Genomic DNA, 12899 nt, shown 5'->3' with positions numbered 1-12899 from the left:
AATGAAAATGAAAACACCTTATAAAAACATCTATGCCGTCTTAAAACTGAACCGATTTATCGTACTGGCAGTTGTCATTTTTGCAATGCTATCTAGCATCTTTTCACTTTGGATGGCATTCAGCACAAATCAAAAAGCACTCAATAGCGCTTTTGCTATTAATACTGATGGCAGTATTATTCCGCTGAAACTCGTTACCCAAAAAGAGAATTTTAAGGTTGAAGCTTTGGCACATTTAGACCTATTTCATAACTACTTCTATAACATCGATGCAAGTAATTACGAACGGAATCTTGAAAAGGCACTTTGGCTAGGGAATAGTTCTGTAGACAATTTATATCGCCAGAAAAAGGCTGATGGCGTCTATAACAGATTACTTCAATACTCGCTCGTTCAGAAGGTGCTGAGCACAAACTCACAAATCGAAGAACAAAACGGAACGTATGTCTTTAGAACCGTTACCATTTTTGAAATCAATCGTGGTTCAATAATAGACACCTACGAACTTATTTCTAGTGGAAACTTAATATCAGTTGATAGAAATTTTCCAAACAATCCACACGGATTATTGATTACAAACTATTTCGAGAACACCTTAAAAAAATTAAACGATGAAAATTGAGCCGATAATCGGCAATTAAAAAAACCACGATTATGAAAGTAGAAAAGAATAAAATAGTATTTGCAGCGGTATTAGTCGTGATTTTCATATTCCTAATTTCCTATTCTATGATGGTTATGGGCGATAATAATAGTGAAAATGAAAATCTTGAACAGACTTTAGTGCCAGATTTAGATGAAAACCAAAAAGAGTATGATTCTAAACTGGATGCTATCAATGATTTAAAAGAAGTGCGTGAAAATAATGCGCCTAGCATCTACGATGAAAAATTTTTGGATTCAACAGGTCTTTACAATCCTGATCTACCAGAACAGGAAAAGAAACGTATCGTAGATAGTATTTACGAGGCTGGCAAAATTCAATATTCCGAAAAGCGACACCAGAGCTTTGGGCAAAAGAAAATCACTCAAAATACTGCACAGCAAATAGACTCAGCCGATATCAAAAGAGAACAAAAAATAGAAGCTAAAGAATTGGGTTTGGAACATCAACTGTTCTTTGCTGCTTCGCCGAAACCAAACGAAGTTTCGATTATTGGCAATACAGATGAAACCATTTATGTGGTTGTCGATGGCGACCAAATTGTGAAAGCAAATACCAGATTGCGAATGCGTCTTACAAAAGCTGCAACAATCAATAACAAATTGATGCCAAAGAACACACCAGTTTTTGGATTTATAAGCTTTCAGCCCAATCGGGCTTTAATTGAAATTGAAAATATAAAGCATCATCCCACCAAACTCAAAGCCTTCGATTTATCGGATGGTAGTGAGGGCATCTATGTACAAAACAATTTTCGAGCAGAAGCTACCACCGAAGTTATAGACGATATTGTTAGCGACATCAATATTCCTACCGTTCCACAAGTAGGCGGAATTACAAAGGTGTTTAGGCGTAACAATCGAAACATAAAAGTAACCGTACTAAATAATTACAGATTAATTCTAAAACCAAAATTATGAGCCCATAATGGGCATTTAAAAACGCACTCTTATGAAAAAGCATATCATTATTTCAGCTCTTATAATTATGTCCGCTATCGCACCTCGATTGTGCTGGGCACAAGCTACAACGCAAACAAACACAGTCCTCGACACTATTTACGCAAACGACACTAAAAATGTTGCGCTATTTTTCCCAGAACCTATACGTCAGGGTATAACTGGTTCGGATAATTTTGTTTTTACCTACAATCGTGAGAAAGAACAATACTTTGGATTACTTCAGGCAAAGCCTGGGAAAGAAAGTAATCTACTGGTAGTCAACAGAAATGGATCAATTTTTTCGTATATTGTGAGGTATAAAAAGCAACTGTCTAAGCTCAATTACTTCATTCCTTTATCAAATAGTATTGGGAATGAAAAGCCATTAGTAAGTGATTCTATTCAGACTGCAACTATTAAAGATAGTATAGACAACAGAACGTATTATTATCACAAATTCTGCTCTTATCTTCTTAACAGAAACCAGCGTATAGGTCGAATTAAGAAGCGAAACGAAGGCATTGTTTTGAGTGTTGAGAATATTGTTTTTGATAAAAAAGAACTCTACTTCGTTATCCAGATTGAGAATAATTCTACGTTGGATTACGATTTGAATTTCTTGAACCTTTCGATTGAAACAAGACAAAAAGGAAAAAAGAAATCTCTACAGAGTTTGTATCAAGAACCTATTTACAAGCACAATCTACCGTCAAAAATTGCAGAGGGTAAGATGACACGATTCGTTTACGTGTTGCCCAAATTTTCATTGTCCAATGACCGCAGGGCAATTTTAGAATTGAACGAGAAAGTTGGCGAACGCAATGTTGAATTAAAGATATCACACAGATATATTAATAACCCAAATTAATAATATTATGAAAAGATTAATTATTTGTTCACTCGTAGTTTTATTCATTTCTTGTTCTGGAAATGTGAATAGGTCCCACACAGAAACCGCTGAAATTGTTGCGAAAAGTTTTTTCTCTAAAGATGAATCCACACTAAAAAAGCATACTACATCAGAAGGATATGCCAGTTTGATTACGGTTCAAGATATGCTACCAGATTCCAATAAAATAATCGAAGTAGAAATCTTAGATGAAGCCATTGATGGTGAAATTGCCTGGGTAAGATACAAAACGTCCTTTGATGGAAAGACCGGAATCTTTAAACTGGTTAAAGAGAATGACCAATGGAAAGTAACTAATAAAGGTCCTAGGGAAAAAGGATCTTTTTAAAATAAGCTTCAAAATCATTTTTTTCTTATATTATCTTGCATATCTCAATATGTTCACTATATTTGAATGTTCATTGTCACTGAACAAACCAAAATAATGAACACTTGATCTTATGTATCGCAACAATGACTTCATATACGAAGCTACTTCTAAGCTAGAACAGCTAATTAATATTCCTATTGACATAGATAGCAGTAGACAGAACTATGATGCACTCTTACGCATCAAGAACGAGCAATTTATCGTAGAGGCAAAATCAGCTGTTAGAACTTCTAACCAAGGCTTAGTACTATCTCAATTAGAAGAGATGAAACAGAATAATAACAGACCTATTATTTTAATCGCTGAGTATATTTCTAAAACGGCTGCAGAAGAATTCAAAAATCGTGATATTAACTATATAGATATTGCAGGCAACGCCTATATAAAATTTAATGATTTAGTAATTTTTATAGAAGGGCAAAAGAAAGCCAAGAAAGAAAGAACAAACCAATCTCGTGCTTTTCAAGAAGCAGGATTAAAAATCCTATTCCAACTATTATATAAGCCAGAACATTTACAAGATTCTTATCGAAAAATAGCAGAGAAAGCAGACGTTTCAATTGGTTCTGTTAGCAATGTTATGGCAGAATTAGAAGATCTAAATTATCTACTAAAAACTAGTGATAAACGTGTTCTTAAAAATAAAAATGAGTTAATAGAAAGATGGATCGTTGCATTCAACGCAGTACTAAGGCCTCGTATAATGAGAAAAAGAATGCGATTTTTAGATAACGATTTTCAACAACAATGGAGAAATATCGATACACATATCAATGATGGTTATGTTTTATGGGGGGGAGAACCAGGAGCTGCAATACTTACAGAAAATTTAAGACCGGAAAAATTTACACTCTTTACTAATTTAGATTTATCTGAGGTAGCTAGATCCCTAAAGCTTGTGCCTAGTGAAAAAGGTGACGTAGAAATTTTACAAAAATTTTGGAATAACAATTCTGAAAAGAAAAAAACAGCTCCAGCACTTTTAATATATGCAGATTTAATTAACAGCGGTTTTGGTAGAAATATTGAAACAGCAAAACAAATACTAGAGAATGAGCTTAATTATATCTAGCGATAAATTCACACATCCTCTATTGAAGCCAATTCTATTAGAGCTAACTGAATATTTTGAACAAGCAGGTATTTCCTTTTTTGTAATTGGAGCTACTGCCAGAGATATAGTAATGGAGTTACATAACGAAAAATCTGGTCGCTTAACACACGATCTAGACATCGCAATAACCGTTAATGATTGGGAGCAATGGCAAAAATTTGAAAAAGAAATAATTAGTCTTGAGAATTTTACCAAGGATAAGGATCAAAAGCAGCGGTTTTTATATAAAGATAAATTCCAATTAGACATTGTTCCTTTTGGTGATATAATGAAACAGGATAGTAAAATATTCTGGCCGCCAGATGAAAGTTTTGCAATGTCTGTATTAGGTTTTGATGCTGCTGAAGAAGCATCACTAAAAGTGATTGTTGACGAAGAAATTGAAATTAAAGTTGCCTCCTTAAGTGGTATTTTTTTATTAAAAATAATGGCTTGGAAAGATCGCCATCACAAAAACAACAAAGATGCAGATGACATTGGCTTCATACTAGAAAATTATTTGTCTATCAATGACCAACGTGCGGCAGAACAACACTATGAATTGGTTTATTCTGATGATCAAACCATACTTACTGGCGGAGCCTTATTACTTGGAATTGACATATTAGAAATTTTAAAAGGATATCCTAAAGATTTGGAAACGGTAAAGCAAACCTTAATAGAAACTTTAAAGATGAAAGAGCACAGTATTTTAATAAATCAAATTATCGAAACACACAAAACCATCTCTTACGAAGAAGCTTTAAAAAGCCTTCAAAACATAATAAACCAACTTAACTAAACGAACTATTAAATAGAATGTCTACAGATATAAAAAGTAAAGAAGAAATAGTATTAGAAGATAATGAGCTGGTTTGTATTCTCTCAGGAGAAGTCAAGAAGATAAAAGCTCAAGAATCTAATCTACAGTCAGTACTATTAATGCTTAATGAAGAATATGGGTTTGATCTTGATGATATGGAGCGCGATTTTACCGTTGAATATGAAGATCCTGAAACTGGCAGAACAAAAAAGCAAAAAGTAAGCTTAGTTATTTTTGAAAAAGGTAAACGGCACGAGCAAGATTTTATTATTAGGATCGCTATCGTTCAAGATGATAAAGTTAAAGTAACAGATAAAAAGAAAGGACTAACAGCCACACTTGAAAATGCTATGGGTGCGGTAGAAAGTTGTGAATTTGGGCTATGGGCAAATGGTTCTAGTTACAACTTCTTACAAAAGGAAGAAGATGATATTGGCTTTGATTATAATTTCACTGATCTGTCTGACTTTCCTGGTGAAGGAGAAACACTAGAAGATTTAGATAGAGCAGATCGTTCACATACACGTACACCTGCAAACGACTCTTTGGTAAAAGTATTTAAACGCTCTCACGATTATATTTATGGTAATGAAGGTCGTAAGAAAGATGCATTCTGGCAGCTATTAAATTTAATATTTTGTAAGCTCTATGATGAAAAACGTCGCTTTATGGAATTGCCTAATGGTGAAAGTTACCGTCGTAAATTTTGGGTTGGTGTTAAAGAACAAAATTCAGAAGAAGGTAGAAAAGCTGTAGCTAAAAGAATAAAAGGGCTTTTTGAAGAACTTAAAAGTGCCGATATTTTCTCTGAAGTATTTCAAGGAAACGAAAGTATTGATTTGACAGATAAAGGCTTAGCTTTTATCGCAGGAGAATTAGCTAAGTATTCCTTTTTAGATGCTTCTGTAGATGTTAAAGGATTGGCTTATGAAACCATTGTAAGCAATACTTTAAAGCAAGAAGCAGGACAATTTTTTACACCACGTAACATTGTAAAATGTATGGTGGAAATGCTTGACCCAAAAGAACACCATCGTGTGCTAGACCCTGCTTGTGGTTCTGGTGGTTTCTTGGTAATGGTACTAGACCACGTACGCCAACAAATGGCAAAAGAAATGTTTCCAGATTTAGAAGGTCCATTTTTAGTAGAAAAATACAACTCTCCAGAAGTTAATGAAAAAGTGAGAATCTATGCAGAAAATAGCATTTTTGGTTTTGATTTTGATCCTGATCTTAAAAAAGCTGCCCGAATGAATATGGTAATGGGTGGTGATGGCCACGCAAATATTTTTCACGTAAACTCTTTAGCTTACCCTCTATGGGAACACCCAACAGAAGTTGAAAAAATTAACAATGCCATTGATAAAAGCTTGCACGAAATGCAAGATATAGATAATGCATACGGTACAGATGCCCGTGGCAAGTTTGATATGATTTTTACCAATCCGCCTTTTGGAGCAAAAGTAAAAGTGGAAAGTGATATTGCGTCACGTTATCATTTAAGCAAATTTAGCACTGCGCCTGAAGTGTTGTTTATTGAAGCTTGTTATGATTTTTTAAAAGATGGTGGTAAAATGGCAATCGTACTACCCGATAGTATTTTGGGGAATCCAAATATGCTTAAAGTTCGAGAATGGATTTTAGATCGTTTCAAAATATTAGCCTCTATAGATTTAGCTGTAGAAGCATTTTTACCGCAAGTAGGTGTTCAAGCTTCATTATTATTCTTAGAAAAGAAGACTGAGCAGCAAAGACAATTAGCTCAAGAAAAAGATGAGGATTATAAAGTATTTATGGCTATAGCAGAAAAACTGGGTAAGGATAGAAGAGGAAATCCTATTTATTTAAGAGATGATGATGGGGCTGAATTACTTTTCAATACTGAAACCAAGTATTTAACTAAAAAAATTAGCGGAGAGAAAATATTAAAAGTAAGAAGGGAAAAACTAAAGCAATTAGACGATGATTTACCGAAAATATACAAATCATTTATGAAATTTTTAAATTTCGATAATTAGATGAAAAGTGGATTTATAAAAATTACTCGTTTTATGGAAGGACTAACTGTCCTTAAGCCCGATTATTATTTAAATAGAGGTAAAAAAACAATATCTGATTTACTAGATAAAAATATACCTTTTGATTTTCTTTCGAATTTATGTGGAGATATTTATCAAGGCGGCATATTTAAAAGAGTTTTCGTTAATAAAGTAGATTTTGCTTTCAAATATATTACCGCAAGTGATATGGTTAAAATTGCACCATTAGACACTTCCAAAAATATATCTAAAAAGTATACTCCTTGGATTGAAAGAATGAAATTAAAGGAAGGTCAAATATTGATCAGTTGTGCTGGTACAGTTGGAAATGTTGCTTATGTCAATAATAGTTTTTCTGGATGCATTGGTTCTCAAGAAATAATTAGAGTAGAATCTTCGGCTATTTCTTCAGGATATCTTTATGCATATTTGAGTTCACTAACTGTAAATGAATACATCCAATCGATGGTCTATGGGGCGGTTATTCCAAGGATATCTCCATCAGAACTAGGTCGACTCCCTATATTAATACCAAGTGAGCATAAGCAAAATGAAATCAATCGTCTGATTGTGGATTCATCTAATCTTAAATATCAATCTAGTTTAAGTATTGAAAAGGCGATAAGCCTTTTTGAAAGTAAGATTAGTAAAAATAATACTCAACTGGGGTTTCAAACTGGAGGAGTATCATCTCAAACAATAGATTCTTTCCATAAAAGACTAGATGGGCAATACCAGTTATTATGGAAAAGTCTTAGCAAGGAGGAAAATTCTGATTTACAATATGACAAAATTAGCAGCTATGCGTCTTCAATTTTTGTAGGAGGACGCGGTAAAAGAATATATGTAGAAAAGGGAATTCCTTTTCTTTCATCTTCTGAGATGATGGTTTATAATTCAAAGAGAAATTGTAAAAATGTAAGTACTAAAACAAATGGTTTGGATTCAATGCTAGTCAATAGTAAAGATATTTTAATTAGTCGATCAGGAACAGTTGGTAATACTATTCTAGTTGGTAATGATTTAAATCAAACAGCTGTTTCGGAACACGCTTTGCGACTTGTGATTGACCCTGCTAAAATTTCTCCAAATTACGTTTTCTGTTTTTTGAGAACTAAATATGGAATCAGAAGTATGGAAGCATCATCATTTGGGTCAGTAATTATTACTTTAAACGAAGACCTCATAGGTAATATAAATATGCCGATTTTGTCTAAATCAGATCAGCAAAAAATTTCCGAGTTAATTGAGGATTATGTATTGAAATTAGACCAGTCTATCATAAAAGAAAACCAAGCAATTGATTTAGTTGAAAAAGAAATAGAAGAATGGCAAAAATAATTAAACCACCATATTTTGATTCGGTTGTAAATGCTGGAGAAAAACGTTTGCTAGATTTTTTACAAATCAAGCTTCCAGACAATTACTATTTAATTCCTAACGTAGAGATAGCATCTACTAATCCACGAAACAACCGCACCCAATTTTGGGAATATGATTTGGTTGTTGTTGCACCACACGCTATTTATAATATAGAAAATAAAGATTGGAAAGGACGTATAGAAGGTGCAGATGATTACTGGTATATAAATGATAGGCAAAAACCTAATCCGCTTAAAACTAATCGTCAAAAGACTGCCATTTTAGCCTCAAAACTTAAGGAGGCTGATTATAAATACGGCAAAGCTTGGATAGATAATATGGTTACGCTATCCTATCCTAATTCTTTTGAACCCATAATGTGGGAGAAAGCGGCTGATATGACTTTTACATTATCAGATAAGCTTATTAATCATATTACATCTCCTGAACAAGTAGGCAAACGAGAAGATGACATTGTAGATATTCAAAATGACATTGTTCAATTTCTTATAGGTGCTCAAAACAAAAAGTCTCCAGATCAAAAAAAGGAAGTGCAAGGCTATGAGATTATTGAAATTTTAAAACAAGAATCAGATAATTACGTAGAATATTTGGTGAAGCCAAAAAATGTGACTTCAAACATACGAAAGCGCGTTAAAGAATATGCTTTGCAAGTCGTTGGTCTATCTCCAGAAGAATTGCACTCTCGTGAAGAAAGTATAAAGAACCAGTATAATGCACTTCAAAAAATAAGATCCAATCCATTTATATTACCTGTAGAGTTTAAAATAGATGAAGAAAACCACCTGTTTTATGAGATTACAGATTTAATGGAGGAAGACTCATTGCGTTCTGCTGCGAGAAACAAAACCTTTACAATAGATGAACGTGTAAATATTCTCAAGAATATAATGAGTGCTTTAAAAGCGGCACATAAAGAAAACATTTTTCATAGAGATATTAACCCTGAGAATATCTTTTTAAACAATGGTTATGCGTATTTAGGCAATTTTGGGAAGTCCTATTTTACAGATCATAATGATAATGGCTATACAGTAATGCATACTATTAGTGAATCTAACGCTTCGCCATATCACCCCTTAGAACTTATTGCAAAAGATGCTTCTAGAGCTTCAGATATCTATTCTTTAGGTGTTTTAATATCTTGGTTGTTTTCTGGCAAAGAGCCTATAAAAAGTCCTTTTGAACTCGATAAATTAGGTGGTAAATTACCTAAAGATAGATTGCCTTCTGCTGAGAATAATTCTTTACCTAAATGGCTTGACGAAATCTGTTTGAGAACAATACTTACAGATAGCGACAAACGTATTGATAGTATAGAAGATCTTGAAGCATTTATTGATGATGCTTTAAAAATAGAGTTGTCGCATAAAGAACAAACAAAAAGCATAACCTCTAGTTCTACCCAAGCAACAGACACTTACGAAGTAAAAGAAGGTGATAAAGTTGGAGATTATATTATTCATAAAATTTTAGGGCGTGGCGGTTACTCTAGAGTTTTTAAAGCAAAACACGACCTGCAAGGACGTGATTACGCATTAAAACTCTTTCACGAAAGTGTGAATATTACTTCTGTTTTAGATGAATATAATGCCTTGAGGGAATTAGATCATCCTAACATTGTAAAATTTAGCTGGAATGGAACGACACCTCAAAATCAATTTTACACCACTACAGAATTTTTAGATGGTGATAATTTAAGCACCTATATAAAAACAGATGCGAACTTATCTATTTCAACTGTTTATCGATTAGCAATCGAAATGTTATCGGCACTGGAATATCTTCAATCGAGGGAGAAACCTATACTTCATAGAGATGTAAAACCGCAAAATATTATTTGGGATAATAAGGGTCGATTTGTACTTATTGATTTTAATGTAGCTTCATTAAAAGAGAATGATAAATCATATGTTGGCACGAATCCTTATTTGGCGCCAGATTTATTAGATGGACATAATATTAATTGGGACTTCTCCGCAGATACGTTTGCGTTAGGAATAACTTTGTATGAATTAGTAACAAAACACTATCCTTGGCCACAATTTAGAGTTCCAAGTATTAGCAAGTCGCCAACCAATCCAAAAGAGCATAACTCAAGAATATCCGAAGACTTTTCTGAGTTTTTATTAAAGGCTATTAGTACCAATGCGAGTTCTCGCTTTACTACTGCTAAAGAAATGTTAGATAGCCTACGGGCAATAGGTGAAGATAATCTACTTGCAGAAAACAAAACGAGTAACGAAGGAGTCCAAGATGGTAAGCTCTACCGTATAGAAGTTTTTATAAGGCAAGGCAGCACTAGTATTAAGTTGTTAAATGAAATGTCTACTTATAGTGAAATTCGTAAGACGGTTCATTCTTCGCTAGGTAAGTTTAAGGATACCATAAAAAGATTTAAGAGTTCAATTTCTTTTGGCGAAAATCTTAGAATTGTCATCAAAGTTGATGATGAAATTTTAATCAATGAAACCTTCTGGAAAGGTGGTGCTCGCAATTTTAATGATGGTAATATTTCTAGAGTATACAGTGCGTTAAAAGAATCCTTTGAAGATAATACAAGCAGACTTAAAGAGCACAAAATTGATGTAGAAGGAATAGACATCGTAGATTACATTAATTCCCTTTACAGCCAATCTAAATCTGGAAACTGGGGAACACGTGTTAATGACCGTGGATCAAACTACGACCAACTTACCTATTCTCCATCAAAACTGGATAGAAAATTAATTCCAGATATTCTTGATGCAAGATTTAAACTCATCATTATTACAGGAAATGCAGGAGATGGTAAAACTGCCTTCATTAGAAAAATTGAAGATGATCCCACTGTTAAAAATTTAAAACGGTTTGGGCATAAAAATGGAGCTGAATTTGATGTGAATGGAATATCTTTTGAAAGTAACTATGATGGCTCTCAAGATGAAGATGGAAAAGTTAATAATCAGGTTTTAGAATCTTTTTTTAATCCTTTTGAAGGATTGAAAAACTTTAATGATGCCAATGAAGGACGTGTTATTGCAATAAATGAAGGAAGACTTGTTGAATTTTTAAAAACTTCAGAAAAATATAAATCACTTCACGACACCATAGACCAGTATTTTTATAAAGAAGGTCATTTTGAGTTGCCACAAGGTTTAATGATTATAAATCTCAACCTTAGATCTGTAACTGCTGTGGACGAGCAGGAACCGAGTTTGTTTAGACAACAAGTTAAAACATTAACAAAAAAGAGTCTTTGGAATAAATGTGAAGGATGTTCCATAGCAAATAAATGTTTCATAAAATATAACGTTGAATCCTTAAATGACCCTGCCTCTGGTGATGAAGTTATCACTAGAATGGAATGGCTCTTGCGTACTGTTGCATTAAAAAGGGAGCTACATATAACGATGCGAGATTTAAGATCTTATATCGCTTTTATGCTTTCTAGAGATCACAGCTGTGAGGAAGTAGAAAGTGTTTATACTGAACTCCAAAATAAGCCAGAGGAATATTGGCAATTGTATTATTTCAATCTAACAAATTCAGATTCTGAAGACTCTGGCAACAACGATAGATTGGTTAAGCTATTACGTGAAACAGATATTGGAAATGTTGCAATACCAAATTTAGATAGAGACTTATTTTTTGGTCAGCACATTAATAGATACTACTTAGAATTTTCTGATAGATCATTTAATCTCATAGATGATTTTAATAATTATAAAATTTGGGTGCCTGCTCACGAACAAACAGATGAGCTAATTAAAAAAATTAAGACGATTCAAAAAACGTATGTCAGACATCAATATTTTGAAGGGAGTATCAATAATTATCAAAAACGTTTGCCTTACCAGTCATTGCTAAGTTTTTATAAAGCGTTAAATGTAGATAAGGAGAATAGTGTTTCTGATGTTGTTTTAAATTATGTTACTGGTAATGAAGAGTCTAAACAAAATAAACTTGAATTTAGTAGTCACGACTTTAACGATGACTCAACTTTTGCAAAAGCGTGTTTACTACAAATTAAAAATATTATTCAAGAAGAATCAACTGCTATAAAACAAATTAGTATTACTAATCCTGGCACAGAATATTATGAGATAATACCAATTGTAGAATACAAACCATCTAGTTGGACAAGTTTTAAATCATCACCCAATATCGATTCAATAAAGAAGTTGCTTCCTAATCTTTTTGACCAGCTATCTGAGGATTCGTTGCACAAACTAAAAATGTCTATTTCTCAAGCGATTTCAATGAATGAAGGTTGTGAAAATGAGACTATTTGGCAAAAGCACCTTGTACTAAGCTCTTCAGAAATTAACGACCCCTTTAGTAAATCGTTTAGACTCTTTGACCTTAATGATTTTGAACTTTTTGTTAGCCGTACGGATCATTTGGTGAAATACTTGGAGTATGAACCTGATAGTCTCGTTTTTAGGCATAAAAAACAGTTACATATTGAATTAGTTATTTCATTAGATCTTTTTGAAATGTTATACTTTATTCAAAAGGGTTATAGTCCTTCGCTTAATGACATAAGAGGGAAATTTGTTGAATTAACTATATTCAAAAACCTCTTAGAAAACCTTATTTATAATAAAGTGGTAGTAACAAAGGACAATATAGAATTTTATGAAATTAGCAAGGATCAAAATAATCATTTGAACATAGAAACAATGCAATTATAG

At 33.1% G+C, this 12899-nt stretch carries 9 protein-coding genes; all 9 read left to right on the top strand.

Translation table 11 applies throughout. The features are described 5' to 3' along the window. Positions 1-7 precede the first annotated feature (7 nt). The 9 genes from Q5N74_RS16985 (at position 8) to Q5N74_RS16945 (ending at position 12899) form a co-directional block, all read left to right on the top strand. Complete coding sequence (locus Q5N74_RS16985) at positions 8-622, top strand: conjugal transfer protein TraK (protein ID WP_034260993.1); 615 nt, start codon at positions 8-10, stop codon at positions 620-622. A gap of 32 nt (positions 623-654) precedes the next feature. Further along, entirely contained in the window at positions 655-1584 is a 930-nt protein-coding gene (gene traM, locus Q5N74_RS16980) for a conjugative transposon protein TraM (RefSeq protein ID WP_304390195.1), read from the top strand. A 31-nt stretch (positions 1585-1615) separates the two neighbouring features. Beyond that, positions 1616-2473, top strand: a complete 858-nt coding sequence (locus tag Q5N74_RS16975) for a DUF4138 domain-containing protein (RefSeq protein ID WP_304390194.1) — start codon at positions 1616-1618, stop codon at positions 2471-2473. Positions 2474-2537: 64 nt separating this feature from the next. After that, entirely contained in the window at positions 2538-2843 is a 306-nt protein-coding gene (locus tag Q5N74_RS16970) for a hypothetical protein (protein ID WP_304390193.1), read from the top strand. Between the two features lie 112 nt (positions 2844-2955). Beyond that, on the top strand, positions 2956-3957 hold the full coding sequence (locus Q5N74_RS16965; protein ID WP_304390192.1) for a type IV toxin-antitoxin system AbiEi family antitoxin: 1002 nt from the start codon (positions 2956-2958) through the stop codon (positions 3955-3957). Next, positions 3938-4780: a nucleotidyl transferase AbiEii/AbiGii toxin family protein gene (locus Q5N74_RS16960; protein ID WP_304390191.1), complete on the top strand. Its 843-nt coding sequence runs from the start codon at positions 3938-3940 to the stop codon at positions 4778-4780. The genes Q5N74_RS16965 and Q5N74_RS16960 overlap by 20 nt, the downstream gene beginning before the upstream one ends. A gap of 17 nt (positions 4781-4797) precedes the next feature. After that, entirely contained in the window at positions 4798-6819 is a 2022-nt protein-coding gene (locus Q5N74_RS16955; RefSeq protein WP_304390190.1) for a class I SAM-dependent DNA methyltransferase, read from the top strand. Next, entirely contained in the window at positions 6820-8181 is a 1362-nt protein-coding gene (locus Q5N74_RS16950) for a restriction endonuclease subunit S (RefSeq protein ID WP_304390189.1), read from the top strand. Beyond that, positions 8169-12899, top strand: coding sequence for a protein kinase (locus tag Q5N74_RS16945; protein ID WP_304390188.1), 4731 nt, complete (start codon positions 8169-8171; stop codon positions 12897-12899). The genes Q5N74_RS16950 and Q5N74_RS16945 overlap by 13 nt, the downstream gene beginning before the upstream one ends.

Origin of the sequence: Mariniflexile sp. AS56, from assembly GCF_030552475.1 — a bacterium.
In the GTDB taxonomy this organism is placed as follows: Bacteria; Bacteroidota; Bacteroidia; order Flavobacteriales; family Flavobacteriaceae; genus Mariniflexile.
Note: the sequence above shows the minus strand (reverse complement) of the source record. Positions and strands in the feature narration are given on the sequence as shown.

Coding starts and splice junctions, on each gene's coding strand:
- Q5N74_RS16985 (WP_034260993.1), top strand. CDS start 8: ATGAAAACACCTTATAAAAACATCTATGCCGTCTTAAAACTGAACCGA.
- traM (WP_304390195.1), top strand. CDS start 655: ATGAAAGTAGAAAAGAATAAAATAGTATTTGCAGCGGTATTAGTCGTG.
- Q5N74_RS16955 (WP_304390190.1), top strand. CDS start 4,798: ATGTCTACAGATATAAAAAGTAAAGAAGAAATAGTATTAGAAGATAAT.
- Q5N74_RS16960 (WP_304390191.1), top strand. CDS start 3,938: ATGAGCTTAATTATATCTAGCGATAAATTCACACATCCTCTATTGAAG.
- Q5N74_RS16950 (WP_304390189.1), top strand. CDS start 6,820: ATGAAAAGTGGATTTATAAAAATTACTCGTTTTATGGAAGGACTAACT.
- Q5N74_RS16975 (WP_304390194.1), top strand. CDS start 1,616: ATGAAAAAGCATATCATTATTTCAGCTCTTATAATTATGTCCGCTATC.
- Q5N74_RS16945 (WP_304390188.1), top strand. CDS start 8,169: ATGGCAAAAATAATTAAACCACCATATTTTGATTCGGTTGTAAATGCT.
- Q5N74_RS16965 (WP_304390192.1), top strand. CDS start 2,956: ATGTATCGCAACAATGACTTCATATACGAAGCTACTTCTAAGCTAGAA.